Annotated in this window: 27 protein-coding genes; 2 read left to right on the top strand and 25 right to left on the bottom strand. The window is 44.0% G+C overall.

What is annotated here, in order from left to right:
- The 17 genes from KH180_RS13265 to KH180_RS13185 all read right to left on the bottom strand — a co-directional run bounded on the left by KH180_RS13265 (position 1) and on the right by KH180_RS13185 (position 17,081).
- The gene (locus tag KH180_RS13265) at positions 1–2,139 is read right to left on the bottom strand and encodes a Tex family protein (protein WP_290761108.1); all 2,139 of its coding nucleotides are present in this window, start codon (positions 2,137–2,139) and stop codon (positions 1–3) included.
- Positions 2,140–2,151: 12 nt separating this feature from the next.
- Positions 2,152–2,631: a deoxycytidylate deaminase gene (locus KH180_RS13260; RefSeq protein ID WP_290761107.1), complete on the bottom strand. Its 480-nt coding sequence runs from the start codon at positions 2,629–2,631 to the stop codon at positions 2,152–2,154.
- 69 nt (positions 2,632–2,700) lie between these two features.
- Positions 2,701–3,903, bottom strand: coding sequence for an aspartate kinase (locus tag KH180_RS13255; RefSeq protein WP_290761105.1), 1,203 nt, complete (start codon positions 3,901–3,903; stop codon positions 2,701–2,703).
- A 22-nt stretch (positions 3,904–3,925) separates the two neighbouring features.
- A complete protein-coding gene (locus KH180_RS13250) occupies positions 3,926–5,125 on the bottom strand; it encodes a cofactor-independent phosphoglycerate mutase (RefSeq protein WP_290761103.1) in 1,200 nt (399 codons plus the stop codon).
- Positions 5,126–5,142: 17 nt separating this feature from the next.
- A complete protein-coding gene (locus KH180_RS13245; RefSeq protein WP_290761101.1) occupies positions 5,143–6,357 on the bottom strand; it encodes a homoserine dehydrogenase in 1,215 nt (404 codons plus the stop codon).
- 5 nt (positions 6,358–6,362) lie between these two features.
- On the bottom strand, positions 6,363–6,806 hold the full coding sequence (locus KH180_RS13240) for an ACT domain-containing protein (protein ID WP_290761099.1): 444 nt from the start codon (positions 6,804–6,806) through the stop codon (positions 6,363–6,365).
- Positions 6,807–6,952: 146 nt separating this feature from the next.
- The gene (locus KH180_RS13235) at positions 6,953–7,300 is read right to left on the bottom strand and encodes a hypothetical protein (RefSeq protein WP_290761097.1); all 348 of its coding nucleotides are present in this window, start codon (positions 7,298–7,300) and stop codon (positions 6,953–6,955) included.
- A gap of 30 nt (positions 7,301–7,330) precedes the next feature.
- Positions 7,331–7,963, bottom strand: coding sequence for an amidase domain-containing protein (locus tag KH180_RS13230; protein WP_290761096.1), 633 nt, complete (start codon positions 7,961–7,963; stop codon positions 7,331–7,333).
- Positions 7,960–8,625, bottom strand: a complete 666-nt coding sequence (locus tag KH180_RS13225) for a SanA/YdcF family protein (protein ID WP_290761094.1) — start codon at positions 8,623–8,625, stop codon at positions 7,960–7,962. The genes KH180_RS13230 and KH180_RS13225 overlap by 4 nt, the downstream gene beginning before the upstream one ends.
- Complete coding sequence (gene prfB, locus KH180_RS13220; RefSeq protein ID WP_290761092.1) at positions 8,597–9,700, bottom strand: peptide chain release factor 2; 1,104 nt, start codon at positions 9,698–9,700, stop codon at positions 8,597–8,599. Before prfB ends, KH180_RS13225 begins: the two co-directional genes overlap by 29 nt.
- A gap of 12 nt (positions 9,701–9,712) precedes the next feature.
- Positions 9,713–12,280 (bottom strand): preprotein translocase subunit SecA, encoded by a 2,568-nt coding sequence (secA, locus tag KH180_RS13215; protein ID WP_290761090.1) that lies wholly within the window; start codon positions 12,278–12,280, stop codon positions 9,713–9,715.
- Positions 12,281–12,775: 495 nt separating this feature from the next.
- Positions 12,776–12,985: a hypothetical protein gene (locus tag KH180_RS13210; RefSeq protein WP_290761088.1), complete on the bottom strand. Its 210-nt coding sequence runs from the start codon at positions 12,983–12,985 to the stop codon at positions 12,776–12,778.
- 111 nt (positions 12,986–13,096) lie between these two features.
- The gene (gene hpf / locus KH180_RS13205; RefSeq protein ID WP_290761087.1) at positions 13,097–13,627 is read right to left on the bottom strand and encodes a ribosome hibernation-promoting factor, HPF/YfiA family; all 531 of its coding nucleotides are present in this window, start codon (positions 13,625–13,627) and stop codon (positions 13,097–13,099) included.
- A gap of 325 nt (positions 13,628–13,952) precedes the next feature.
- A complete protein-coding gene (gene trxB / locus KH180_RS13200) occupies positions 13,953–14,888 on the bottom strand; it encodes a thioredoxin-disulfide reductase (protein ID WP_290761085.1) in 936 nt (311 codons plus the stop codon).
- Between the two features lie 62 nt (positions 14,889–14,950).
- Complete coding sequence (gene trxA / locus KH180_RS13195; protein ID WP_290761083.1) at positions 14,951–15,274, bottom strand: thioredoxin; 324 nt, start codon at positions 15,272–15,274, stop codon at positions 14,951–14,953.
- A gap of 26 nt (positions 15,275–15,300) precedes the next feature.
- The gene (locus tag KH180_RS13190) at positions 15,301–16,254 is read right to left on the bottom strand and encodes a DMT family transporter (RefSeq protein ID WP_290761082.1); all 954 of its coding nucleotides are present in this window, start codon (positions 16,252–16,254) and stop codon (positions 15,301–15,303) included.
- A 2-nt stretch (positions 16,255–16,256) separates the two neighbouring features.
- Positions 16,257–17,081, bottom strand: coding sequence for an AraC family transcriptional regulator (locus tag KH180_RS13185; protein ID WP_290761081.1), 825 nt, complete (start codon positions 17,079–17,081; stop codon positions 16,257–16,259).
- Between the two features lie 150 nt (positions 17,082–17,231).
- Here KH180_RS13185 and KH180_RS13180 point away from each other — a divergent pair, with 150 nt between their 5' ends.
- Together KH180_RS13180 and KH180_RS16870 are read left to right on the top strand one after the other, a co-directional pair.
- Positions 17,232–17,498, top strand: a complete 267-nt coding sequence (locus KH180_RS13180) for an autorepressor SdpR family transcription factor (RefSeq protein ID WP_290761079.1) — start codon at positions 17,232–17,234, stop codon at positions 17,496–17,498.
- The gene (locus tag KH180_RS16870; RefSeq protein ID WP_290761077.1) at positions 17,499–18,128 is read left to right on the top strand and encodes an SdpI family protein; all 630 of its coding nucleotides are present in this window, start codon (positions 17,499–17,501) and stop codon (positions 18,126–18,128) included.
- A gap of 11 nt (positions 18,129–18,139) precedes the next feature.
- On the opposite strand, the gene KH180_RS13170 is transcribed toward KH180_RS16870, so the two are convergent.
- The 8 genes from KH180_RS13170 to KH180_RS13135 all read right to left on the bottom strand — a co-directional run bounded on the left by KH180_RS13170 (position 18,140) and on the right by KH180_RS13135 (position 26,237).
- Positions 18,140–19,444 carry an NCS2 family permease gene (locus KH180_RS13170; protein ID WP_290761075.1) on the bottom strand — a complete coding sequence of 435 codons (1,305 nt, stop codon included), beginning with the start codon at positions 19,442–19,444 and terminating at the stop codon, positions 18,140–18,142.
- Between the two features lie 86 nt (positions 19,445–19,530).
- Positions 19,531–21,012: a ribosomal protection-like ABC-F family protein gene (gene abc-f, locus KH180_RS13165; RefSeq protein ID WP_290761073.1), complete on the bottom strand. Its 1,482-nt coding sequence runs from the start codon at positions 21,010–21,012 to the stop codon at positions 19,531–19,533.
- A gap of 307 nt (positions 21,013–21,319) precedes the next feature.
- A complete protein-coding gene (locus tag KH180_RS13160) occupies positions 21,320–21,853 on the bottom strand; it encodes a VanZ family protein (RefSeq protein WP_290761071.1) in 534 nt (177 codons plus the stop codon).
- Positions 21,854–21,916: 63 nt separating this feature from the next.
- Positions 21,917–22,411, bottom strand: coding sequence for a GNAT family N-acetyltransferase (locus KH180_RS13155; protein ID WP_290761069.1), 495 nt, complete (start codon positions 22,409–22,411; stop codon positions 21,917–21,919).
- Positions 22,412–22,430: 19 nt separating this feature from the next.
- Positions 22,431–23,102 (bottom strand): MgtC/SapB family protein, encoded by a 672-nt coding sequence (locus KH180_RS13150; RefSeq protein ID WP_330624561.1) that lies wholly within the window; start codon positions 23,100–23,102, stop codon positions 22,431–22,433.
- 84 nt (positions 23,103–23,186) lie between these two features.
- Entirely contained in the window at positions 23,187–23,750 is a 564-nt protein-coding gene (locus tag KH180_RS13145; protein WP_290761066.1) for a sugar O-acetyltransferase, read from the bottom strand.
- Positions 23,747–24,289 (bottom strand): GNAT family N-acetyltransferase, encoded by a 543-nt coding sequence (locus KH180_RS13140; protein ID WP_290761064.1) that lies wholly within the window; start codon positions 24,287–24,289, stop codon positions 23,747–23,749. The genes KH180_RS13145 and KH180_RS13140 overlap by 4 nt, the downstream gene beginning before the upstream one ends.
- A gap of 28 nt (positions 24,290–24,317) precedes the next feature.
- A complete protein-coding gene (locus KH180_RS13135; RefSeq protein ID WP_290761062.1) occupies positions 24,318–26,237 on the bottom strand; it encodes an endonuclease MutS2 in 1,920 nt (639 codons plus the stop codon).
- Between the last annotated feature and the right edge of the window lie 339 nt (positions 26,238–26,576).

The following is a 26,576-nucleotide window of genomic DNA, read 5'->3' as shown; positions in this document are numbered from 1 at the left end:
TTATTCCCTCATGGAAAGCTGTATTCTTTTCTTATCCAGATCCACACTGAGTACGGTCACATCTACCACATCTCCAACGCTGACCACTTCCAGCGGATGCTTAATAAAACGGTCCGCCATCTGGGAGATGTGTACCAGACCGTCCTGGTGTACTCCTATGTCTACAAACGCTCCGAAATCAATGACATTTCTCACGGTTCCTTTCAGCTTCATCCCTTCCTTCAGATCCTCCATCTCCATAACGTCCGTCCTCAGAATCGGCTTCGGCATATCTTCCCGCGGATCACGGCCGGGCTTTTCAAGCTCTTTCACAATATCCCTGAGTGTTATCTCCCCCACTCCCAGTTCCTCGGAAAGCCTTTGATAATCTGTGATCTTTCTTCCAATGTCCTGAAATCCCTGGCTTGACAGCTCTTTCACAGAATAACCAAGGCTCTTTAAGAGCTGGTCTGTCTCTTTGTAGGTTTCCGGATGTACCCCGGTGGCATCCAAAGGATTCTTTCCGCCTGCAATTCTTAAAAATCCTGCGCACTGTTCATAGGCCTTAGGTCCAAGCTTTGCAACCTTTAAAAGCTCTCTTCTGCTCTCAAACTTCCCGTTTTCTTCTCTGTAAGAAACAATATTCTTTGCCACAGCTTTTGAAATTCCGGACACATATTCCAGCAGAGACGCAGAGGCAGTATTTAAATCCACTCCGACCTTGTTCACCGTTGCTTCCACCACACCTGCAAGTGCACCTGTAAGCTGTTTCTGATTCATATCATGCTGATACTGTCCGACGCCAATCGCTTTAGGCTCGATCTTTACCAGCTCAGAGAGCGGATCCTGGACTCTTCTTGCGATGGAGGCCGCACTTCTCTGCCCCACATCAAAATTGGGGAACTCCTCTGTAGCCAGTTTGCTGGCAGAGTAAACGGATGCCCCAGCCTCATTTGTAATCACATACTGCACTGGTTCTTTTATCTCCTTCAGAAGTTCCACTACAATCTGCTCAGATTCTCTGGATGCAGTTCCGTTCCCGATAGAAATCAGCGTAATCCCATATTTTCTAATCAGGTCCGCCACTGTCTTCTTGGCTTCTTTTACTTTGTTCTGCGGCGCTGTGGGATAAATGACTACTGTATCCAGTACTTTTCCGGTAGAATCCACTACGGCCAGCTTACATCCAGTCCTGAATGCCGGATCCCATCCAAGGACTATCTGTCCTGCGATCGGCGGCTGCATAAGCAGCTGTTCCAAATTCTTTCCGAAAACCTTAATCGCTTCCGTCTCAGCCTGCTCTGTCAGTTCATTTCTTATTTCTCTTTCGATGGAAGGTGCAATCAGACGCTTATAGCTGTCATCAATAGCCTCCAGAAGGAACTTGGCAGAAGGGTGATTTTGTTTTTTTATCACATTTCTGACCAGATAGGCTGCTATTTTCGCATGATCGGGCTCAATCTTTATATTTAAAAATCCTTCCTTTTCTCCCCGGTTCATTGCCAGTATTCTGTAGCCTGCGGCTTTTTTAACAGACTCTTCAAAATCATAATACATTTCATAGACTGATTTTTCTTCCGGCTTTTTGGCAGAGGAAAGGATCTTGCCATGTTCCTTAAAGGATCTTCTGATCCATTCCCGGTATTTGGCGTCATCTGAAATCCTCTCGGCCAAAATATCCCTGGCTCCATGAAGTGCCTGGTCCGCGGATTCCACTCCTTTTTCCGGATCGGCAAACTTTTTGGCTTCCTCTTCCGGTCTTTCTGATGCCTGAAGGAAAAGCAGATCAGCCAAAGGCTCCAATCCTTTCTCCCTGGCAATCATGGCTCTGGTACGCTTCTTTTGTTTATACGGCCGATACAGGTCCTCCACCGCCACCAATGTGACAGCCTCCTCAATCTGTCTTTTCAGTTCACCGTTTAATTTCCCCTGTTCCTCAATGCTCTTTAACACAGCATCTTTCCTGTCCTGCAGGTTCCTTAAATATTTCAGCCTCTCATCCAGATTCCGAAGTGTCTCATCGTCTAAAGAACCGGTCATCTCCTTCCGGTACCGGGCAATGAAGGGGATGGTATTTCCTTCGTCAATCAGCTTTACAGCTGTCTCAGCCTGTGTTTTTTTGATTCCCAACTCGTCTTTTAAAATATTGATGATATCCATTTTTACATTTCCTTATAAGTTCAGTTCTATTGTCTGGTCTTTTGGTTCAAACTGCCGGTATTTGACTCCGGCCATATCAAACATCTTTTTGGATGCCACCGTCATGTCATCATCCGCATACTTATCCTGCATATAGATGACCTCCTTCATGCCGCTCTGAATGATTGCCTTAGCACATTCATTACACGGAAACAAAGTGACATACACTCTTGCTCCGTCCAGAGATCCGCCTCCGTAATTCAGAATCGCGTTGAGCTCTGCATGGCAGACATAAAAATATTTGGTATCCAGAGGGTCCCCCTCTCTCTCCCACGGCATTTCGTCGTCGCTGCATCCTGTAGGCATCCCATTATAGCCCACAGATAATATTTTATTTTGATCATTGACAAGGCAGGCACCCACCTGAGTGTGGTCATCCTTGCTTCTCTGTGCAGACAGCAGTGCAACACCCATAAAATACTGGTCCCATGATAAATAGTCGGTTCTCTTCATCTGTCTCTCCTTTCCTCAAAAACAAAACACCGCCCGGAATGCAGGCGGTGTTCCCTCTTTGTACATTTCTTACAGTTCAAACGCATTGTGGGCTGCATTCATGGCTTTTACCATGTCGTCCCGGTCCACGATAACAGTTACCCGGATCTCAGATGTTGAAATCATCCGGATATTCACACCCACTTCATACAGTGCCTCAAACATGCGGGCAGCCATTCCGGAATGGCCGATGAGTCCGCTTCCGATAATGGATACTTTTGCCACATCTGTAGTCGCATCCACGTCCGCATAAGTTCCCACCGGAAGGTGTTCTTTAATCGTTTTGACTGCCAGTTCAGCATCGTCTTCCTTCACTGTAAAAGAAATATCTTTCTTCTTGTTCTGTCCAACAGACTGCAGAATGATATCAATATTAATATTTCTCTTTGCAAGAATATTAAACAGTTTAAAAGCAACCCCCGGCTCATCTTCCAGCCCGGTTACAGAGATACGCGCTGCATCGTCATCTCCCGCTACGCCGCTGATCTCAGCCTGAGGCATCATAATTCTCTCTTTTACAACAGTTCCTTCTTCCTTGGTCAGACTGGAACGGACCACCAGCTGCACTCCATGCTTTTTCGCAAGCTCTACGGAACGGTTGTGGAGAACTCCTGCACCCAGTGTAGCCATCTCCAGCATTTCATCGTAAGTGATCTCCTGAAGTTTTTTAGCTGTAGAAACCTTCCTTGGATCTGCTGTGTAAACCCCGTCAACATCTGTATAAATTTCACAGGCATCGGCATTTAATGCTGCTGCCAGGGCAACTGCCGTAGTATCGGAGCCTCCCCGCCCTAAAGTCGTATAATTATCATAACGGTCTACTCCCTGGAAGCCGGTCACAATAACAATCTTTCTCTGTTCCAGCTCGTTAAAAATGCGGTCTGTATCAATCCGTTTAATTCTGGCGTTGCTGTAGGCATGTGTGGTATGCATAGCTACCTGAAATGCATTCAGGGACACAGCAGGCACTCCCATAGAGTGCATAGCCATAGCCATCATAGCAACGGATGTCTGTTCTCCGGTGGTCAGAAGCATATCCATCTCCCGTTTCGGCGGATTTGGATTTATGTCTTTTGCCATCGCGATCAGCTCGTCTGTCATCTTTCCCATGGCAGACAAAACCACAACCACATCATTTCCTTTCTGGTATTCCTCAATGCAGCGGTTTGCCACATTTAAGATCCTTTCTTTATTTCCTACGGATGTACCTCCGAATTTCTTAACAATTAGCATCCTTGCCTCCTAAAATTTTCTCTTATTTTTGTAAAAGCCGGTTCATCAGATCGTGTCCGTGATTCATCACAAGCCCTGTGCTCTTTGCCGCTTCTTCGCTGTATTCGCTTTGTCCTTCTGTCTTCTTTGTACTGTCATAGATCATAAACGGAATGGGATCCTTAGAGTGAGTACGGATAGAGATCGGCGTCGGGTGGTCCGGTCCGATGAGCATCCGGAAATCCTCTCCCCGTTTTTTCAGTTCCTCTGCCACCACACGGATAACCTGGTCATCCAGAAATTCAATAGCTTTGACTTTATTCTCCACACTTCCCTGGTGCCCCATCTCGTCAGGAGCTTCCACATGGATATAGACAACGTCTGCTCCCTGCTCAGTCAGAGAATCCACGGCAGCCATGGCTTTCCCTTTATAATTTGTATCAAGGCCGCCTGTGGCACCCTCTACATCTAAATTCAGCATATGCGTGCCCACTGCGATGCCTTTCAGCAGATCCACAGCAGAGACCATGGCACCCTTCTTTCCGGTCTTAGCTTCAAAATCATCCAATGCCGGACGGGTTCCTGCACCCCAGAACCAAATGCTGTTGGCTGGATTCAGTCCCATCTCCCTGCGTTTTTGGTTGACCGGATGATGATTTAATATCTGAAAACTCTTTTCCATCATCGCACGGAGTTTTTCTTCTTTTGGCAGATATTCTCCGATCTTTCTGCCCAGAATGTCATGCGGCGGTGTCAGTTCCGCAGTATATCCGTGATCCCATATGGTAAGATGGCGGTAGCTCACTCCCGGATAATAGTGAAACTCTTCTGTCTCCAGTTCCTTTTTTACTGCATCGATCAGGATCTTTGCTTCCTCTGTGGTAATCTCACCGGAACTGTGATCAATGATCGTCTTTTCTTCATAAACTTCGTCCTCTGACAAAGTGACAATGTTGCAGCGCAAAGCAATATCGGTATCCTTCATATCCACGCCGATAGACAGAGCCTCCAGCGGAGATCTTCCGGAATAATATTTCTGGGGATCATACCCCAGCATAGCCAGATTTGCCACATCGCTTCCGGCCGGAAGGTTCTCCGGTACTGTATAGGCGATTCCCTGTTCAGATACCTTTACCATGGCATCCATAACCGGGGTTCTGGCCGCCTGGAGCGGTGTTTTTCCGCCGAGCTGCTCTATAGGCTCATCGGCCATCCCGTCTCCCAACACAACAACATATTTCATAAACTAGTCCTCCAAATCTATTTTACATTAATACGGATCATTCCCAAAACGGATTCAAACGCTTTGATCTTCTCCTGATAGTCTTTTTCTTTCATTTTCAGTGTAACAAATGCAAATTCATCTGTCACCCCTTCTGCTGAAACTTCTTCTACATCCCCAAAAACTTCTTTTACTTTTGAACTGTCGCAGTCTTTCGGCAGACGTATAAAGAATTTATGTTCAAACTCTCCGATATCTGCAAGATGAAGCTTCTTCTCACTCCAAATCTGCATAATATTTCTCTCTTTATGTTTTGCCGCGTCAATGACATCAGCTACGACAGCACTGGCTGTAGGAAGTTTTCCTGCCCCCGCTCCGTAGAACATCACATCTCCAATCACATTTCCGTTTACAAAAATACCATTAAACACATCGTTGACTCCGATGAGAGGATGGTCCTTTCCAATCATCATAGGGCATACCATAGCATATACATTATCTCCGATTTTTTTGCTTGTTCCAAGAAGTTTGATGCTCATGTTCAAGGCTTTCGCATATTTCATATCGGTTTCTGTAATCTTTGTGATGCCTTCGGTATGTACATCCTCGTAATCTACCTGCATTCCAAATGCCAGGGAAGTCAGAATTGCGATCTTCCTGCACGCATCATAACCTTCTACGTCTGCTTCCGGATGAAGTTCGGCATACCCCTTATTCTGGGCATCTTTTAAGACTTCGTCAAAATCAGCTCCTTCATCTGCCATCTTCGTCAGAATATAGTTTGTCGTACCGTTGAGAATTCCGGTGATCTCATTGATCTCATCAGCCGTCAAAGACTGGTTTAATGGACGGATGATCGGGATTCCCCCTCCCACACTGGCTTCAAATAAGAAGTTCAGGTTTTTGGACTTTGCAAGGGCCAAAAGCTCTGCTCCCTTTTCAGCCACCAGTTCTTTGTTTGACGTTGCCACGCTTTTTCCATGCTCCAATGCCTGCGTTGCAAAAGTATATGCGGGTTCCACACCGCCTAAAACTTCAACTACGATGCTTACCTCATCGTCATTTAAAATTGTATTATAATCTGTGACTGCTTTTGAGGCCACCGGTGTATCAGACAAATCCCTTTTGTCCAGCACATATTTGACATGGATCGGTTCTCCGATCTTATGGTTAATGCTCTCGTGATTTGTCTCAATAACCTCTACAACTCCTGAACCAATCGTTCCGTATCCTAATACTGCAATGTTTATCATCTGCTTTACTCCTTTGCAATTATCTTTACATATGTTATGTTATCAAGCTTCTCTACACTTTCGATCATGGCAGACACATCCGTCTCCATATCAACAATGTCCACACTGACAGTCAGCACCCCTTTCCCATTGATTGGAATGCTTTGGTGAATTGTCAGGATATTGGCCTTATACTTAGCAAACACCTGAAGTACCGAGGCCATGACACCCGGCTGATCCTCCACTTCAATTACAAATGTGATGTTTCGTCCCTTCTTGCTTGCATGAAAAGGGAAAATGTCATCTTTGTACTTATAGTAAGAGCTCCGGCTGATCCCCACAATCTCTGTTGCCTCCTGAATGGACTTTGCCTGCTCGGCATCCAGAAGCTTCTGCACTTCCAGGACCTTTAACAGAACCTCAGGAACTGCCTTTTTCTTAATAACATAATACTTTGAATCTTCTAACATAGTCCACCTCTGTACGTGTGCTGAACACACTTGTTTTTCCAGACGATACTATCATATTTTCATAAAAGAAGCAACCATTTAATAATTAATTAAAAAGACAGGGCATACAATCCATGCAGAATGTATGCCCTGCAGTAATCCCGTCTCTATTTTTTTAAGTATCTGAAGATCAGCCAAATAACACACAGCAGTGCTGCCGCAGACAGCGAAATGTATTTCACAAGTTCCGCAGAAGTAAAATCACCTGTTCCGGCAACATTACTTCCTTTCTTTTCTTCTGTTTTCTCTTTGGATGTTGTTGTTTCCTTACCGCCTGTCGTTGTCTCAGAAGTATCTGCTGTCTGTTCCCTTGCCGTACTTTCTTCTGTGGAGGTATTCTTAACTTCCTCCCAGTTGGCCGTATAGGTACGGTCTCCTGTGCTGCCCTTCTCAATTTTAACTTCTGCGGTCAGCATATCAAGCCCCGTTCCGGTGCACTTTCTGATGTTCCTCATATAGACCCTCCTTTGTGATTTTAAGTTTTGCTACTTTACAAATAAAACTCCGTATAAAGGATAATAACTTGAATTAATACTGCATATACTGAAGTTTTTTCTATCCTTTGTATTTGCCGAAAAAAACAAATCATGATCCGTTTTTTTGGTAATGAGTCCAAAATGGACGATAGTTCCTTCCCCATCATAAAACAGAAATACATCCCCCGGCTCTGCTTCCTTGATCAGTTTCCCTCGTCCGTCAAATGTATTCCTGTATTTCTTTAATTCAAGCCCTCTTCCCTTGGTCCAATACTCAAAAAAGGCATCAGTGCGCACAAAAGCTGCCGATGTGTAAAAACTTGCAGGACGCCTGCTGTTCCACACTTTTTTATTACTGTACCATTTATTTTTATCTCTGTCAAAGCTGATGCCATGCCCGCTTTTCGGTGCTTTTCCCGCATCTTCTTTTTTCCCTCCGGCTATCAGGCACTGGGATACGAAATTGGTACAGTTAAGCTGCATATTTGGGTACTCAGGATTTCTTTTTTCCGCATATTTTACTGCATAATCCACTGCCTTCTGCCGGTCATATCCTTCATTGTTCGGATTCTTTTTTATCTCCTGCCGGCATCCGGACAGAAGGAACACTGCAGCAAAAAGCAGGAACATTCGTCTTTTCATCTGTCGTTTTCTCCCCTGATTGGAAGTTCCCTGAGTGAATAATAGGGCTCCGGTTTGAACAGGACTACCTCCAGCCAGGCCTTAGTACATGCAAAATATTCTCTCACCTTTGTCTTCCCTGCACTTTTATAAAACATCTGATCCGCCCGGACACATCTTGCCTTCAGCTGAAGTTTTTCAGCCAAAAATGCTGTTCTCTTTGCATACTGCTCCTGTGTTGAAATAAGAAATGTTTTATCTTCTGCCTGGCTGCGGATCCGGAAGATGGTATCATATGTATCCATTCCCCCTTCATCCACCACAATAGAATCTTCAGGAATGTTTTGTAATAACAGCATTTTCTTCATCACCTCAGTTTCATCTTTTCCTCCTGAAAGATAAAACTTGCGGGCTTTCTTCCACCTGTACAGTTTTACCGCCGTCTCCACCCTGTCTTTCAGAGGGTCAGAAGGAATGCCGTCTGCCACTTTAGCCCCCGGTATAATCACAGCATCGGCTTTTGGTATAGACTGCTGATCTTCCATATACAACACTTCATCCGAAGATGCAACCTGCCAAAAACAGAACAAAGAAAACAACGCCGCGGACAGGACCAGAACAGCAACTGTTCCGGCCACATACCGCAGCGTCTTCTTAATCATCACTCCATGCCAGGTATGCATTCATGAATCCATCCAGGTCTCCGTCCAGTACAGCAGAAGGATTGCCGCTCTCTTTTCCTGTCCTGTGATCCTTTACCATAGTATAAGGCTGGAGCACATAGGAACGGATCTGGCTGCCCCATCCATTGTCTCCCACATCTCCCCGTATGTCTGAAAGCTTTTCTAAATGCTGCTGTTCCTTCAAAAGATACAGCTTTGTCTTAAGCATTTTCATGGCCTGGTCTTTATTCTTATGCTGTGACCTCTCATTCTGGCACTGGACAACAATTCCAGTAGGCAGATGGGTAATCCGGATAGCAGAGTCTGTCTTATTAATATGCTGGCCCCCGGCACCGCTGGCCCTGTAGGTATCAATGCGGATATCCTCATCGGCAATCTCCACGTTTAAGTCTTCATCAATCTCCGGCATCACATCGCAGGATGCAAAGGATGTCTGCCTCTTTCCGGCTGCATTAAACGGCGATATCCTCACCAGACGGTGGACACCTCTCTCAGACCTCAGATACCCATAGGCATTCTCGCCTTTAATCTCTACAGTGACAGATTTGATCCCTGCCTCATCCCCGTCCAGATAGTCAATGACCTTTGTCTCAAATCCCTTTTTGCCGGCCCAGCGGGTGTACATCCGGTACAGCATACTGGCCCAGTCACAGGACTCGGTTCCTCCGGCTCCTGCATGAAGGCTCAAAATCGCATTATTCCTGTCATATTCCCCGCTCAGAAGCGTAGAAATACGCAGGCTTTCATAGGACGCCTCAAACTCCGCAAAAGCTTCCTGGGTTTCTGCTGCCAGTTCTTCATCTTCTTCCTCTGCCGCCATCTCAATTAAAGTTTCAATATCTTCAAACTGCCCGGTCAGGCTTTCATAGCCCTCTACCTGGTCCTTCAGGCCTTTGACCTCTTTTACTACTTTCTGGGATTCTTCTAAGTCCTCCCAAAATCCCGGCGCTTCCATATCAAGCTCCAGCTGCTCAATCCGCTCTTTTTTTTCTTCCAAGCCAAGAGAACCGCTTAATTTCTCAAGCGGCTCCCGGTAGGAATTCAGATTATATTTTAACTGATCTAATTCAATCACTCTAAAAACTCCTTAATTTCTTCCACAGCAGTTTTTATATTTCTTTCCGCTTCCGCATGGGCATGGATCATTCCTTCCGATCTTCTCCCCTTTTCTCTTATACGGAGTCTTTACACCGCTGTCATCTTTATTTGTGCCTGTGACCTGGGCAACCTGCTCTTTTTCCACTTTCTGTTCGATTTCTACATGGAACAGAGCTCCGGTTGTTTCTTCCTGGATTGCCTTTGTCATCACATTAAACATTTCAAACCCTGCCATACGGTATTCCACGACGGGATCTCTCTGTCCGTATGCCTGCATGCCGATTCCTTCCCGCAGCTGGTCCATATCATCAATATGATCCATCCACTTGCGGTCAATGACCTTCAGCAGAATAATGCGTTCAATCTCTCTCAGGTCATAATCTTCAAATTCTTTTTCCTTCTGCGCATACATCTCCACAGCCTCATCCTGCAGACGCTCAGCAAGCATTTCCGGTTTCCCTGACTGGATCTCTTCCTGGCTCAGCTCAATCTTTCCAAACGGAATGATCGGACGCAGTTCTGCATTCAGAGTGTCCATATCCCATTCTTCCGGTGCTGCATCCTCACTGGCACACTGATTCACGTAGTCAGAAATAGTTTCCTTAATCATATGAAGAACAGAGTCTTTCATATTTTCCCCGTCCAGTACACGGCGGCGCTCTTTGTACATGATCTCTCTCTGTTCATTGTTTACACGGTCATAATCCAGAAGGTTTTTACGGATTCCAAAGTTATTATTCTCAATCTTCTTCTGAGCCTTTTCAATCGTTCTGCTGATAGATTTATGCTGAATCTCTTCTCCTTCCGGTATTCCCAGAGCATTGTACACAGAAATCATGCGCTCAGACCCGAACAGTCTCATCAGATCATCTTCCAGAGACAGGTAGAATTTGGACTCACCCGGGTCTCCCTGACGGCCTGCACGTCCTCTCAGCTGATTATCAATACGCCTGGATTCATGACGCTCCGTACCGATGATCTTAAGTCCTCCAAGATCAGATACTCCGTCTGCCAGAACAATATCCGTACCACGGCCTGCCATGTTGGTAGCGATGGTAACTGCTCCTATCTCACCTGCATGAGAGATGATCTCCGCTTCCTTTTCGTGGAACTTAGCATTCAGCACATTGTGCTTGATGCCGCGCTTCTTAAGCATACGGCTCAGTTCCTCTGACATATCGATGGTAATCGTACCTACAAGAACCGGCTGTCCTTTGGCATGGGAGGCAGCAATCTCTTCCACAACCGCATTCATCTTTTCATGTTTTGTTTTATAGATCGCATCTTCATGGTCAACACGTACGACCGGCTTATTGGTTGGGATAACCACAACGTCCATTCCGTAGATCTCACGGAATTCCTGTTCCTCTGTCTCCGCTGTACCGGTCATTCCGGATTTCTTATCATATTTATTGAAGAAATTCTGGAATGTAATGGTAGCCAGAGTCTTGGACTCTCTCTTTACCTTAACTCCCTCTTTTGCCTCTATAGCCTGATGAAGCCCGTCTGAATACCGTCTTCCAGGCATAATACGTCCGGTAAATTCATCAACAATCAGTACCTCGTCATCTTTTACCACATAATCTTTATCGATGAACATAAGATTGTGGGCACGCAGTGCCAGGATGATATTGTGCTGGATTGCAAGGTTTTCCGGATCTGCCAGATTATCAATATGGAAGAATTCTTCCACCTTCTTCACACCCTGGGCAGTCAGAAGCACGTGCTTATCCTTCTCATTGACCAAAAAGTCTCCGTCTTCCTCAATATCCTCATTCATAAGAATATCCATCTTGGAAAGCTCTCCGTTGGAAGTACCCCGCTCCATCTGTCTTGCCAGAATGTCACAGGCACGGTAAAGCTCTGTAGACTTTCCGCTCTGGCCGGAAATAATCAACGGCGTTCTGGCCTCATCAATCAAAACGGAATCGACCTCATCCACAATGGCATAATGAAGATCCCGCTGTACAAGATCTTCTTTTTCAATCACCATGTTGTCTCTCAGATAATCAAATCCGAGTTCATTATTTGTGATATACGTAATATCGCAGTTATAAGCGGCCCTGCGTTCATCGTTTTCCATATCATTGGTGACAACGCCCACGGTAACACCTAAAAAGCTGTGGACCTGTCCCATCCATTCGGCATCACGGGTAGCCAGATAATCATTGACTGTTACAATGTGGACACCCTTCTCTTCCAGGGCATTCAGATAAGCAGGAAGAGTGGAGACCAGAGTCTTACCTTCACCAGTACGCATCTCTGCGATTCTTCCCTGGTGAAGAATGATTCCGCCGATCAGCTGAACCCGGTAATGCTTCAGCCCGATGGTTCTTGCGCTGGCTTCTCTGACAACCGCATAGGCCTCAGGCAGAAGATCATCCAAGGTTTCCCCGCTGCTCAGCCGTTCTTTAAATTCAGCGGTCTTATTTCTTAATTCCTCATCGGATAATTTTTGCATTGGTTCATCCAATGCTTCGATTTTATCAACTATTCCACTGATCCGCTTCAGCTCTTTTTCGCTGTGCGAACCAAAAATTTTTCCTATTAAACTCATAGTTTCACTCCCAAATAATCAAATTCACATGTAATCTATGATATTGTAACACTTATGGAATAGGTAGGCAACAAAAGCTTTTGTTAAAAAGAATATGCAGTTACCCGCATACAAGTACACTTTTATCGCATTTAGAACCGCTTTTTAAGCGGCCCTGCCCGCCTGAGTACTTTCTTATTAAATACAAAACAGACAAGTAAATGAATATCTCCAAATCTTTGCCGCATCCATAGCAGATAAAATGTGTTTCTCCAATAAAGAGTATACCGCCATTCTTTTGATAAAAGGAAAGCACTAGACTCTTGCGAGATCCAGTGCCAATTTTATAATTTATTCATGTAATTTTCTAATAGGTGAAAGATGCCAAGCACATATACAACACCTTTTTCTATTCGAAATATAAGGATATAATTCATGTCTGGTATTTTTGCTTCTTTGTATCCTTTGCTTTTTAGAAAAGTCTCCCTACAGCCCATAAACTGATATGGATTAATTTCAATCCATATAACTCTTTTCGATTCTTTCCATTAATAGTTTCTTATTATTTCTGGTTTTATCTCTAAGCCTAATAGCATTCATTTCTATGAAATGAAATAACAAAGTGGGCACGCCCACCTCATCTCCCCAACCCCTCACTCTTTGAAGGGCTTGTTCACTTTGCGCGCCAAATGCAATTTGCCACAGGCAAATAATTTCTCTATGCATTTGTGCGCATCCTGCACGGAGTGCTTTTTATTGCATAGGGGATTCCAAAGGAATTTCCTATGCAATAAAAAAAGGGAGCCTCGGCTCCCTAAAAAATCATACATCTTACATCTAAAATTCTGGTTCGATCAGTCCGTATGTACTGCCTTTTCTTTTATATACTACGTTCACTTCAAAAGTGTCGGCATTACGGAATACGAAGAAATTGTGGCCCAGAAGATCCATCTGGATGCAGGCTTCCTCCACATCCATCGGCTTGATCGCAAACTTTTTGCTTCTGATGATACGAATCTCATCATCATCCACATCCTCGTCCTTGTCGATGAACTCCTGCTTTAATCCTGCACTTTCATATTTTTTACTCATCAAACGGGTTTTATATCTTCTGATCTGACGTTCGAGAATATCAATTACCAAATCAATGGATACGTACATATCCGCACTGTCTTGTTCTGCACGTATAATGTGCCCCTTCATAGGAATTGTTACTTCAATCTTTTGTCTCTCTTTTTGAACACTCAAAGTAACGATGATGTCAATGTCATCAGTCAGGTACTTGTCGAGCCTGCCCAATTTCTCTTCTACTGCCGCCTTGATTCCTTCTGTTACTTCGATGTTCTTACCGCTAATAATGAAATTCATGGCTTCCAACTCCTTTACTATTTGATATTAATTATTATATCATATAGCTTTTCCATTGAAAACAAATCTTTTTATAAATTCTATACAAAACAGATGTTTCATTTTGTCGAATTTCTTTCCGCTGTTTCGACCTTTATCAACTGTGGATAATGTGGATAACTTTGTGTATAACTGTATTACAGCGAAGAACCGCTATTTTAGGGTGTGGATAAAATGTGATGTTTTTTTTCTGTATTTTTCGATTTAATACTTGAAAATATGACTCTTATACAAATATGACAAAACAAACTTTTACCCTTGATTTTTAAGTTTTTAGGCTGTTCCTCTAATTGTCTGGCAATTCTAACTTTTGGAGATAATTCTCCACTGATACCACACAATTTGCCCCATCTGCGGCAGCAGTCACCACTTGGCGCAGATTTTTGGTCCTCTGGTCCCCACCTACAAAAATTCCGGGAATATTCGTTACCCCGTCCTCTCCTGCTACAATGTAGCCTCTTTCATCCATTTTAAGCTCATCTTTTAAGAGAGTGCTCTGCGGAGCCGTTCCCACAGCGATAAATAATCCGTCGACATCGAGTGACTTATCCACATCGTTATGCACATCTTTGATGGAAATAGATTCTACTCTCTCATTTCCGTCGATTTTCGTCACAACTGTATTCCAAATCACTTGAATTTTGTCGTTTTTCGCCACCTGATCCTGAAGGATCTTGGCACCTCTGAATTCATCTCTTCTGTGGATCAAATATACTTTTTCACACATCCTGCTCAGAAACAGTGCATCTTCCAGAGCTACATCGCCGCCGCCTACGACAGCTACAGTTTTATTCCTGAAAAAAGCTCCGTCACAGGTTGCACAGTAGGAGACACCCAGCCCGATCAATTCTTCCTCGCCGGGAACACCAAGCTTTCTGTGAGTAGCTCCCGTTGCGAGCATGACAGTCTTAGTCTTCAGTACTTCTCCGTCTTTTAACACGATCTCTTTGACAGGCTGGTCATGCTTAATCTCCAGTACTTCCCCTGTTTTTACTTCTGCTCCCAGATCAGACGCATGGTTAAAGAACTGATCCCCCAAATCCATTCCGTTCATCTTGGGGAGCCCAGGATAATTGTCAACTTCATAGGTCTGTACGATCTGTCCTCCTGACATCGCCTCTTTTTCTAATACCAGCACTTCAAGCATGGCTCTTTTTGCATAAATGGCTGCGGACATACCTGCCGGACCCGCGCCGATGATAATCAAATCATAAATCTTCATAAGGAAACCCCTTTCTTTACTTGTCTTTTTTCCTTCTTATTATAGCACATTCCCGTATCATCTTATTCTGCCATCTGCAATTTCAGCGCCCTCACAATTTCCTGTTTGTCTCTGGCTCCTACAAAGCTCTGAACAATTTTTCCATTCTTAAAGATCAGAATTGTAGGAATGGACATAACACGGTATCTTACCGCCAGCTCCTGTTCTTCATCAACATTAATCTTTCCTGTTTTTATTCCTTTGAGTTCCTCTGCAATCTCATCAATGACCGGTGACATCATCCGGCATGGTCCGCACCAGGCTGCCCAGAAATCAATCAGCACCGGCTCCTCTGCATTTAATACTTCCTTCTCAAAATTTGCACTTGTTATTTTTAATACTGACATAATGGTCACTCCTTTTTATCAAATCATTATTTACTTTCTGATCCCATTATATCGCTTTTCTGAAATACTTCTGTGAGCAAGTCACAATCTTTGCTTTTTTTCTTCCTTTCCACTGATAAAAACAGACCGGCTATGGTGAGAAATGCCCCAGCTGCGGCTTTTACCGTCAGCACTTCCCCGAGTATAAGGACAGAAGTAACAATGGTTACTACCGGTACCATATAGATATAGACGGTCGTCTTCACTGCTCCCAGACGTTTCACCGCCGTATTCCATGTTACAAAACAGACGGCGGATGCTCCAATCCCTAAAAATAAAAGATTTCCCATATTTAACGGTTCCAAAAACCGTTCTGTTTCCAGAGAAAAGTCTGTAAAAAGGAGCACAGGAGACATAAATAAAAGTCCCCATGCAAAACAGCGTCTTGTGGCCTGTATAATATTATGTCCAAAGCTTCCGATCTTTTTTGTGAGCATAGAATATGCTGCCCATACAAATGCCGCAAGAACCGCCAGCAAATCTCCTTTTGGGCTCAGATGAAGCGCTGTGCTTCCGCCGAAAGTAATAAGGCAGATACCGCACATAGCCAGAAAGAATCCTAAAAAGAAGCGTTTTCCAAGAGCTTTTTCCCCTGTCACAATCCTTGCCAGCAGTGCTGTAAAAAATGGAGATATCGAAATAATGACTCCCACATTGGAAGCCATTGTGTATGTCAGTGCAATATTTTCAAACAAATAGTACAGGGTAATGCCGCACAGACCTGCAGCTATAAAATATTTTTCCTCTTTCCAGCCTCTTGTCTTCATCCTTTTTGGATAAATAAGAATCAGGACTAAAAAACCAAGCAGAAACCGAAAGAAAAGAATCTCGATCGGCTCAAACTCACGGAGCAGAATTTTTGTTGAAATAAATGTGGTGCCCCAAAGAAAAATTGTAGCCATCGCAAACAGATGGCCTTGTATGTATTTTTTGTCTTCCATAACTAATATCCTCTCTTATCTGTAAAAATCCGCTGATATTGGGCAGGCGTCAAGCCGAACAGCCGCTTAAAAAAATTGGTGAAATGGCTCTGGTCAGAAAATCCGGTCATTACCGCTGCCTCCGCCGGTTCCATCCCTTCCTCCAGATACAGCTTTGCCTGGTTAATCCGAGTCGATTCCAAATACTGGTATGGTGTTATCTTTTTATATTTAGTAAAATACCGGATAAGGCTGTATCTGCTGACCCCGGCGATTCTGCAGAGCTGCTCCAGGGAGATATTCTCACTATAGTGCTCCTTGATATAGTCACAGACGGCATTGAGCCTTTCTGTATCCGGCACCTGGACACCTTTTTTTTCAAATACTGCGTATTCTGACAGAAGCTGCTCCATCAGAAGATAAAAGAATTCCTCCTTTTCAAACTCTTCCTTCCCCTCTGCCACCATGCGGTAGACCTCCCGGAGCATCTCTGATTTTGAGCACTGACGGATCACTGGTTTAACGAACTCCGGATATTCACTCTTTCCGGTGATTTCTTCTGTGATCTCTTTCATCCTTTCCCTTTTAATATTGATAAATCTGCAGTTCAGCGGAAAATCTCCAACCTGTTCACAGGCATGGTTTTCCCTATAGTTGAAAAACAGCAGATCACCCGGCTCAATCAGAAATTTTTCTCCCCGGCATGTTACTTTACGCATTCCGCTTTCAATGCATCCGATCACATAGTGATCATGAAAATGATTGGGGAACTTTTGCTTCAGGCCATAAAACCCATAGGCTTCGATATTTAATTGTTTGTCATAAAATATTTCTCTTATTTCTTTCATATTTTTAAGTTTAACACAAACCCATGTTAAAAATCTTGCATGATATTGCCCAGAACATTTAGATATTTTTCTAAATGTTCTTGCCATTGTATTAACCTTGTGATACAATTCATTTAGATAAACTTCTAAATGATTCAGAGAGGAGGTACCGTGGGTTTTCAGGAAACATTTAAAGCATTGTCGGATTCTACCAGAAGGGAGATTTTAGACTTGCTGAAAGACGGCTCCATGTCAGCAGGAGAAATATGCAGCCATTTTCAGATGACAGGTGCTACCGTATCCCATCATCTGAACATTTTAAAACATGCAAATCTGATCACTGATCAGAAACAAGGAAAATATATCTATTACGAATTAAATCTTTCTGTATTTGAAGAAGTAATCCATTGGTTTCAGAGTTTTAAGGAGGATAAATAAATGAAACAATATAAACCAAGCCTTTTATTAACAGCAGTCTCCCTGCTGCTTTCCTTTGCAGTCTTCTCTTCCCTGCCGGAACAGATTCCTGCACACTGGAATACCCAGGGAGCCATAGACCGGTATGCCCCAAAACTTATTATATTCCTGTTTCCTGTATTCATCTTTCTGATGACAGTACTGTTTCAGGCCATGCGGCGGACGGATCCCAACTCCGGCAATTATAAAAAGTTCCAAAAAGAATATAACCGATATAATTTTGTAATCGGACTGGTCTTCTTTGCAGTACAGATTATGACAATAGCCGCAGCTTTCCGCATTGATTTTAATGTAAATCTCATCTTCTGCCTGGGCATAGGCTCCCTGTTCATCTTTCTGGGTAACCTTCTGCCCAAGACCAAGCATAATTACTTTATAGGTATCCGCACTCCCTGGGCTCTGGCTGATGAACAAAATTGGTTCAGAACACACCGTTTTACCGGAAAGCTGTGGGTTACAGGAGGCCTTGTGACCGCATTGGCAGCCCTGGCGCCAGCTTCCCTTCAAGTTCCCGTCTTCCTGTCAGTCCTGGCCGTCATAGTTATTGTACCGTTTATTTTCTCCTATCTGCAATTCCGAAAAAAACAATAAGCACCTGCTGCCTAGACAAGTGTATAAAGGTAAAGCACACTGACCGCACCCAAGAGATACATGAACACATGTATCTCTTTTACTTTCCCTGCTGCCGCTTTCATAACCAGATAAGAAAGAATCCCTGTGCAGATCCCATTGGCAATATTTCCTGCCAGAGCCGTAAAGGCAACACACATAAACGCCGGCATACTCTCTGTTATATCATCATAATGAATGTGTCTCATAGCTTCCAGCATGCTGATCCCAATGTAGACCAGCACCGGTGCTGTAGCAGCAGAGGGTATAATCAGGGCTGCCGGTGCAAAAAACAGGGCCAGCAGAAAAAAGATACTGGTAAACACTACCGTAAGTCCTGTCTTGCCTCCGGCCTCTATCCCCGCTGAAGACTCCAGGTACGTTGTCATCCCCGGCATTCCGAACAAAGCTCCAAAGCTGGTGGCGGCAGCATCCACCTGAAAGCATCTGTCAATGCCGTCAAAATTTCCGTTATCATCTAAATATCCTGCTCTGGCTCCTACCCCCAGAATTGTTCCTACTGTGGCAAAAAAATCCGGTACAAACAAGGCGATCAAAAAAGGCAAATATAATACATGCAGCGCCCCTAAAATGTCAATATTAAACAGCTGTCCCCCTATAGGGGCCGGCATGGATATTATCTTGTCAGGCAGTTTTGTGACACCAAGCGGTATTCCTGCTGCCGTGGCAGTCAAAATAGAAAGGATCATATCCCCGGGCACTCTCTTTGCCCTTAAAATCAGAAGAACAACAAATCCCAGCACGGCGATAAGAACCTCCGGGGAGCCCAGATTTCCAAAAGAAAGACTGTTCCTGGCCTGGTCTGCCGCAATAAGCCCCGCTCCTTTGGCTCCGATCAGCGCGATAAACAAACCGATTCCTGCACTTACAGCATATTTCAGGCTGGCAGGTATGGCCCTGACTACCGCCTCCCTTAGCCCAAAGAAGGTAATCAGCAGAAACAAAATCCCGCTCCAAAAGACGATGCCTCCGGCAATCTTTACAGGCACCTGATCCCCTGCGATCATAGCCGCCACAATCCCTGCACTGCTTAAGCCCGGAGCCAGTGCAAACGGCCGGTTTGTGTAAAATGCCATTGCTAGAGTAGTGACTGCAATGAGCAGTACCATTATGGTCATCATCACATGCTTATCCACTCCTGTTTCCTCCAGCATGTTCGGTATTGCTGCCAGTGCATAGGCCATAGTTACAAATACTGTGATCCCGGCCAGAAATTCTGTCTTTAAATCTGTATGATATTGTTTTAAATGAAATTGCTTTTCTATCCAGTTTTTCATAGATACCTCCTTTTGCTTATCAGGAGATATTCTTTCCATAAAAAAGAGTCTTCATTCAGGCCAGATCCGCAGCTAATTTATGTTTTTTATCTCATTTTTACTTCTTTTGTCTTGATCTTGTCTCCAAACGCCCGGTCATGTTCTACAAACAGAAGCGTTGGGCGGCTTTTCAGCAGCAGCTCTTCTATCTGTATCCTTGAAAATACATCAATAAAATTCAGCGGCTCATCCCAGATATACAGATGTGCTTTTTCACAGAGGCTCCTTGCAATCAGGACTTTTTTCTTCTGTCCCTCACTGAATTCTTCCATTCTTTTTTCAAACTGGTTTCTTGAAAAGTCTAATTTTCTTAAAATAGTTTTAAATAGACTTTCATCGATTCCATACTGCCAGGCATAATCTTTCAGATCACCCTTTAATCCTGCTGTGTTCTGAGGCACATAAGATATTTTTAAACCTTTTGCAATATACAGTGATCCTGTATATGAAATTTCCTCTCCTGTCAAAAGTTTCAGAACACTGGATTTCCCGCATCCGTTTGGCCCGGAAAGCGAAATCCGATCCCCCTGCTCCACTGTAAAGTTCAGATGTTCTGCCGCTGCCCTGTCTCCGTAAAAGACTGCTGTATCCTTAAACTCTGCCAGCCTCTTTGCATGATGAACAAGCGGAGCCAGCTTCAGGGTGTCCACACTCTCAATATTTTTGAGAAGCTTTGATTTCTCTCTGACAGCCTCCTCCTTTCTCATCTCGGAGGCCTTCGACCGCTTCATCATTTTTGCCGCCTTATGGCCGATGAACCCCCGGTCAGGACGCAGGCCGGAGTTCCTTGTACCCCGTTTCGTCTTTTCCGCCTCACAGGACCACCCGGCTGTTCTTTTCTGTGTATCTGTGAGCCTTCCGATTTCTTTTTTCAATTTTTGATTCTCCGCCATCTCAAACCGGTCATTGAGCATCTTATTTTCATACCAAGAAGAAAAATTCCCTCTCTGCACTTCAATGTTTGTTTTGTTGATAGACAAAATATGGTCTGTGCACTCATCCAGAAACATCCGGTCATGCGAGACAAGGATAAATCCTCTCTTTGATTTCAGGTACTCTGCCGCCTTTCTCCTGGCACCGGCATCCAGATGATTGGTCGGTTCATCAATGAGAAGAAAACGATTTTCTTTGGAAAACAGCGCTGCCAGCAGTACTTTCGTCTGCTCTCCATTGGAAAGGCTTTCAAACGGCCGGTACAGCACTTCATCTGAAATATCCAGCATCGACAGTTCCTTTATAATCTTCCACAGCTCATACTGCGGATTCATAGTCTCCAAAATATCCAGCGTCATCAGAGATGGATCATCTGCCTGAAATGGAAAATAGTCAAATTTCATATTCGATTGAATGGAGCCCTGATATTCATATTTTCCCATTAAAAGGTTCAGAAATGTTGTCTTTCCCCGGCCGTTCCGTCCGGTGAGTCCCAGTTTCCAGTCTGTATCAATCTGAAAACTGACATGTTCAAAAATATAATCAAAGCTTGTGTCATAGGAAAATGTTAAATTTGATATTTGAATGGCCGACATATATATACCTCCTAGTCTTAAATCAGCAAACCGCAGGAAGGTTCCAAGAACTTTCCTACGAAAAAAACCTGCAGGAAAGAATCTTCCTGCAGGTTTGCATACAAAAACATCAGGCACGCCGGGCGTACATTGACATTACTCTATATAGCAGCAGTCTGGATGATCTTTCTTGCAGAACGCATAAAATCAGAAGGCAGTCCTTCTTAATCTATGCAGATTCATTTTTAGCAAGAAATAATAATCATCCTTCCACCTCATTTCTTTTTTATAAACTCAGTATAAAATATATCCGGCCTCTTGTAAACCATTAATTATATGCAAAAAGCAGTATTACAAGAACCGCAGTAAGTAATCCCGCCGCCGCTGCAATCCATGTGACAGCTGTCTTTGCCGTCTGTTCCTTTCCTCTGCATATAAATACAAGAAACTTGTAGCATATAATGCCCATAAGTCCTCCTAAACAGTTTAATATAATATCATCAATATCGGTAGCTCCGATGGCTGCCACATACTGAAATGATTCAAAAAATAAGCTTAAGATAAAAATAAATGCCAGGCTTTTCACCGTCTTACTCTTTTTCATATAGAACATCAGGTAAATCCCCAGAGGAACAAATAAAATAATGTTTCCATAAATATTCAGATCCCCAATTCCGGAAGATGATAAGATCTGTCTGAACGGTACCAGATTCAGCGATCTCCCGAAATACCTGCCGGACTGGAACATCTGCCAGGGCTGTACATATTTAAATAAAATATTTTCCACTAAGAACACAAAATAAAACATGAATACCCCGTTAAAAACGGCATTCCTAAACTTTCCTTCTCTCTTTCTTTCCATAAAAACCGCCCCCTTTTCTTTCTAAGGGTATCATATAGAATAAAAGAAAGAATTTCAAAAATCTTATTTATTTCTGACAATTAACTGGTAGGTGTCTATATCCAGATATTTTCCGAATTTATACCCTGCCTCCCTGATAGTTCCGCAGTAACAAAATCCAAAGCTTTCATGCAGCTTTTGACTAACTATATTTCCTCCTGTGATGACAGAGACAACGGTATGAATATCATCCCTGCTCCTCGCCAGAGAAAGGATTGCATCCATAAGCTTTGTGCCGATTCCCCTGCCTCTGTATCGGCTGTCCAGGTAAATGGACAGTTCCACGGTGGCATCAAAAGCTTCTTTATCCTGGTAAGGTGACAATCCTGCATAGCCGGCCACTGTTCCATCCGCTTCGTATACGAGCAGAGGATGGTTCCCCTTGTGTTCTTCCATCCACACAGCCCGGTCTTCTAACGACTTTGCATGCAAATCAAAGGTGGCAGCTGAATTGGCTGCCACCTCATTATAAATCTCTGTAATTCTTGTTACATCATCTTGCCGTGCTTTTCTGATCATATCGGGTTCCTTTTCTGCCTCAGATATCAATAGATTCAATATTTTCGTTTTCCAGCAGCCTTTGAATCGCATCATACAGATCAAAACTGTCAGGCAGCTTCACATCAAGTCTCACCTTAATGCTTTCCTCCCCCTTCTTTTCCACTGAGATATTCAGGATCTCTATGGATTCCTCGCGGATTGTCTCCTGAATCATCTCCACAGCTTCCGGGCTGTTGGGCAGCTTTAAGGTAATGACTTCAACAGTCGGGGTCTTGATCCACTTAAAGTCCCTGTGCAGAATCCACTGTACAATGATAAGCAGAATCGTGCTGAAAATTCCAATCACATACAGACCGCCTCCCACAGACATGCCGACTCCCACAGTAGCCCAGATACCTGCCGCTGTAGTCAGACCGCTGACGCTCTGATTATGTACAAATATAATCCCTGCGCCCAGAAATCCAATGGCTGTGACAACCCCTGCTGCGATTCTGGATGGATCCAATCCCACATTATGTGTTGCCAGAATGTCGTTAAATCCATACTTGGAAATGATCATCATCAATGCAGCGGCCAGTGACACGATCACATGAGTCCTGATGCCCGCGGTCTTCAGCCTGTTGGTTCTCTCATAACCGATACATGCGCCGCAGGCTGCGGCCAGCAGAATCCTGACACTGTACTCCAGCTGTAAAATAAGACCTGTCATATGCATCACACTTCCTTCCCTCTTCTTTTATTAAAGTATACCTCATCGCGCATCAGCGCGCCAGCCCAAAGGACATATAACCTCTTACTCCTGCCCGATTTTTCTTATTACTCTGCATGGATTGCCTGCCGCCAGAACTCCTTCGGGCAGATCCTTTGTCACCACACTTCCTGCCGCTACAACGGTGCCGTCCCCTATAGACACACCCGGGAGCACAGTTACATTTCCCCCGATCCATACATTATTCCCCACATGAATCGGATAGGCATATTCAAGCCCTGCATTCCGCTGTTCTATATTAAAAGGATGCCCTGCAGTATAAAAGGCACAATTAGGCGCCACGAAAACATCATGTCCGAATGTAACCTCAGCTCCATCCAGGATAATACAGTTATAATTCAGATAGCAGCGCTCCCCAATCTCAATATTACTTCCGTAATCACACATAAACGGCTGCTCTATAACGAATTCTCCTTCTGTTTTTCCGAGAATCTTCTTCATAAGCTTTGTTCTTTTTTCCATTTCGTTGGGCATCAGGCGGTTATATTCCGCACATAAGGTCTGGCATTCAAGTCTCTCCGCCTTCAGATCTTCATCATAATTGGCATCATACAGCATTCCCAATGCTGCTTTTTCCTTTTCCGTCATTCTGATTCCTCCTGTTCTTTTCCTGTCTCTTCAGTATAAAATTCTTCTGCATATAAAACAGTACCCTGGTACTTTCCTATTTCTTCTCCGAGACCGCATATCATAAAATTTTCGCTCGGCACATGAAAGGGGTCTTTCACGCCATAATCTTCTGCTTTCTGATATCCGGCCTTAGGATAATAACGTTCACTTCCTACCACAACAGAGATTCCGTACCCCATCTGAGAGGCAATTCTGTGACCTTCTTTTATCAGGTCCATTCCGATGCCCTGATTCTGGCATTCCGGCAGCACAGACAGCGGGGCCAGGGCAAGCCCTGTCTTATCACCGATTCTTACTTCTGTAAACATGATATGACCTGTGATCTTCCCGTTTTCCTCAGCAACGAGAGAGAGTTCCGGCACGAAAGCGCTGCTTTTTCTAAGTGCTTTCACCAGATCCTGCTCATTTCCGTCTGCATGCTCTGCTGAATCAAAAGCTGTTTTCACCAGATCGTAAACCTCATCGTAATCTCTCTCTTCTTCTTTTCTTATTTTCATATAATTCTCCTTTCAAACCAGTTCATTTTTATTCGTCTGTCCGGATAACCAGGTCATCCCTGTAGCCTTTTCCCATCTTATGCCTTGCTTTTCTGTTCTCAACAGAATCAAATATGATGGAAAAATCATAATCCTCCGGATATAACTCCTCTGCTGCCACCTTTAATCTCAGCCGTTTATGGCTGTACAGCTTTTTTTCTTTTTTAATCTGCACCAAAACCCGGCCATTTTCATCTGACGGCCTCACGACAATTCCAATCTGTTCCTCTGGCAGAACGGTGACACTATCTCCGGTAATAAATTTTCTTCCAGTTTCTCTCTTTTCTTTTTTAGGCGGTATTTTCTGAATAGAAGGCGCTTTTTCTCTTTTGAGGCCTTCTTTTCTGTCACTCAGCTGCAATGTGTCAATGACGGCCTCACTTTTTTCTCCATAAGCCTCTTTGGCCGCTTCACAGAGCATTTCTCCCGGAAACCCCAGACGCTTTGCAATATACAGGGCACAACTCTCTCCAGCCTCTCCTACCTTCAGCCGGTACAGCGGCTTCAGACTTTCCCGGTCAAACTCCATTCTGGCATTTACCACCTCCGGATACCGGTTTGCATATTCCTTAACCTCAGGATAATGAGTCGTTACAAGAAATAATGCTCCGCTGTTTCTCAGTTCCTGAAGAATCGCCACAGCAATCCCCATTCCTTCCGCAGGATCCGTCCCCGAACCCAGCTCATCCAGTATGACAAGACTGTCCTTTTGGCTTCTTTTTAATATTTCCAGCACATTTTTTATATGAGCTGAAAAAGTAGACAAATTATCCGATATATCCTGTCCATCTCCAATATCACAGAGAATTTCATTGTTCATACAGATCTCAGCTTTCCGGCACGGCACATGAAGCCCCGAACAAGCCATAGCACTCATCAGTGCCACTGTTTTAATCGCCACTGTTTTCCCCCCGGTGTTAGGCCCGGTAATAACAACACCGCGGCTGCTCTTTCCAATTTCAAAATCCAAAGGCACGCAGCTTTCTCCGGAAAGCATCGGATGTCTGGCTTTTTCAAGCCTGATATAATGTTCCAGATTGATCTCTGGCTCCACTGCATCCATATCCAGGCTCAGGCGGCCTTTGGCAAACATAAAATCCAGTTTTTCTATAACACGGATATTTTCTCTGAGTGCCGCTTCATGTTCTGCTGTCAGATTCATGAGAGTATAAAGAATTCTGCGTTCCTCTGAATCCTCTTCGATCTGATAAATCTCCAGTTCTTCCCTGAATTCTGACACAGATGCCGGCTCCATAAATATAGTAGCTCCTGTAGAGGACTGTTCCACTACAGTTCCCGCTACCATGTTTCTGCATTTTTTCCGAACCGGGATACAGTATCTTCCATTCCTTTTAACCACAAAAGAATCACTGAGATAGGCCTGATTTGCCTTTAATGCTCTTTCTGCTTTTTCCCCAATCTTTTCACTGAGCAGAATCATCTGTTTCCTGATATCCTTCAGATAAGGCGACGCATAATCATCAACCCTTCGGTTTCTGATGCATCTCTGAATCTCTTCTGCCAAATCGTCCAAAGCCTCCAGATTCTGATTGTAAAATGCAAGACTAATCTGCTGGTCCTCCCCTTTTTGCAGGTAAGCTTTGAGACGCCTTACTGAGTTTAAAAACATACCGATCTCTTCCAACTCTTCCGGAAGAAGCAATGCTTCCCTGGCTGCTTTTTCTATATATTCATCTATACGGTCCATGGCCGGCAGAGGCGGTGTTCCGTAAAGTTCTGTCAGACTCCTGGCCTGTGACGTATCCCTTAAATGTTTTTTAAGCTCCAATTCAGACAAGAGAGGCTTCATATTTCCGATGCGCTCTTTTGCACTTGCTGAAAATGCATATTCTTTTAATCGTTCCAGTACCTGATAATATCCTAATGTCATTAATGATTGATTTTTCATAATAGATTCCTTTCTTTTTTGGGCACCCTTCTGCCCGCCATCACATCTAACTTTTATTTTCAATAAAATATAGACCACAGATGCACAGCCTCGAAACCGCCATACTATCCCCGTGGTCTTGTGAAGAAAGAAATAAATACGAATCTAAGTCAATATGGATGCATTGTGTGCATCCTGCCCGGAGGGCTTATTATTTCATGGGACGCATTTTCACTTTCCTATGAAATAAGAAAGAATCCCGCTTGCGGGATTCTCCGCCTGCGGCGGGTCGCTTTGGCGACATGATTCCTTATTGCCGCAGTGCGATCCTCGCGGAGCGTTTTTTATTTCATGGGACGC

The organism is Anaerostipes sp., from assembly GCF_018381315.1.
Taxonomy (GTDB): Bacteria; Bacillota; Clostridia; order Lachnospirales; family Lachnospiraceae; genus Anaerostipes.
This window is presented reverse-complemented; position numbering and strand designations above follow the sequence as displayed.

Excerpts from the sequence above, each read along its gene's own strand:
- KH180_RS13190 (WP_290761082.1), bottom strand. The coding sequence starts at position 16,254 with ATGGAAGACAAAAAATACATACAAGGCCATCTGTTTGCGATGGCTACA.
- secA (WP_290761090.1), bottom strand. The coding sequence starts at position 12,280 with ATGAGTTTAATAGGAAAAATTTTTGGTTCGCACAGCGAAAAAGAGCTG.
- KH180_RS13245 (WP_290761101.1), bottom strand. The coding sequence starts at position 6,357 with ATGATAAACATTGCAGTATTAGGATACGGAACGATTGGTTCAGGAGTT.
- trxA (WP_290761083.1), bottom strand. The coding sequence starts at position 15,274 with ATGTCAGTATTAAAAATAACAAGTGCAAATTTTGAGAAGGAAGTATTA.
- KH180_RS13160 (WP_290761071.1), bottom strand. The coding sequence starts at position 21,853 with ATGGAAAGAAAGAGAGAAGGAAAGTTTAGGAATGCCGTTTTTAACGGG.
- trxB (WP_290761085.1), bottom strand. The coding sequence starts at position 14,888 with ATGAAGATTTATGATTTGATTATCATCGGCGCGGGTCCGGCAGGTATG.
- KH180_RS13225 (WP_290761094.1), bottom strand. The coding sequence starts at position 8,625 with ATGCATACCTGGCATGGAGTGATGATTAAGAAGACGCTGCGGTATGTG.
- KH180_RS16870 (WP_290761077.1), top strand. The coding sequence starts at position 17,499 with ATGAAACAATATAAACCAAGCCTTTTATTAACAGCAGTCTCCCTGCTG.
- KH180_RS13140 (WP_290761064.1), bottom strand. The coding sequence starts at position 24,289 with ATGAAAATAAGAAAAGAAGAAGAGAGAGATTACGATGAGGTTTACGAT.
- KH180_RS13135 (WP_290761062.1), bottom strand. The coding sequence starts at position 26,237 with ATGAAAAATCAATCATTAATGACATTAGGATATTATCAGGTACTGGAA.
- KH180_RS13240 (WP_290761099.1), bottom strand. The coding sequence starts at position 6,806 with ATGTTAGAAGATTCAAAGTATTATGTTATTAAGAAAAAGGCAGTTCCT.
- abc-f (WP_290761073.1), bottom strand. The coding sequence starts at position 21,012 with ATGTCGGCCATTCAAATATCAAATTTAACATTTTCCTATGACACAAGC.
- KH180_RS13235 (WP_290761097.1), bottom strand. The coding sequence starts at position 7,300 with ATGAGGAACATCAGAAAGTGCACCGGAACGGGGCTTGATATGCTGACC.
- KH180_RS13170 (WP_290761075.1), bottom strand. The coding sequence starts at position 19,444 with ATGAAAAACTGGATAGAAAAGCAATTTCATTTAAAACAATATCATACA.
- KH180_RS13185 (WP_290761081.1), bottom strand. The coding sequence starts at position 17,081 with ATGAAAGAAATAAGAGAAATATTTTATGACAAACAATTAAATATCGAA.
- hpf (WP_290761087.1), bottom strand. The coding sequence starts at position 13,627 with ATGAATTTCATTATTAGCGGTAAGAACATCGAAGTAACAGAAGGAATC.
- KH180_RS13265 (WP_290761108.1), bottom strand. The coding sequence starts at position 2,139 with ATGGATATCATCAATATTTTAAAAGACGAGTTGGGAATCAAAAAAACA.
- KH180_RS13250 (WP_290761103.1), bottom strand. The coding sequence starts at position 5,125 with ATGAAATATGTTGTTGTGTTGGGAGACGGGATGGCCGATGAGCCTATA.
- KH180_RS13260 (WP_290761107.1), bottom strand. The coding sequence starts at position 2,631 with ATGAAGAGAACCGACTATTTATCATGGGACCAGTATTTTATGGGTGTT.
- KH180_RS13230 (WP_290761096.1), bottom strand. The coding sequence starts at position 7,963 with ATGAAAAGACGAATGTTCCTGCTTTTTGCTGCAGTGTTCCTTCTGTCC.
- KH180_RS13145 (WP_290761066.1), bottom strand. The coding sequence starts at position 23,750 with ATGACGGAAAAGGAAAAAGCAGCATTGGGAATGCTGTATGATGCCAAT.
- KH180_RS13155 (WP_290761069.1), bottom strand. The coding sequence starts at position 22,411 with ATGATCAGAAAAGCACGGCAAGATGATGTAACAAGAATTACAGAGATT.
- KH180_RS13255 (WP_290761105.1), bottom strand. The coding sequence starts at position 3,903 with ATGCTAATTGTTAAGAAATTCGGAGGTACATCCGTAGGAAATAAAGAA.
- KH180_RS13150 (WP_330624561.1), bottom strand. The coding sequence starts at position 23,102 with ATGACAGGTCTTATTTTACAGCTGGAGTACAGTGTCAGGATTCTGCTG.
- KH180_RS13210 (WP_290761088.1), bottom strand. The coding sequence starts at position 12,985 with ATGCATAGAGAAATTATTTGCCTGTGGCAAATTGCATTTGGCGCGCAA.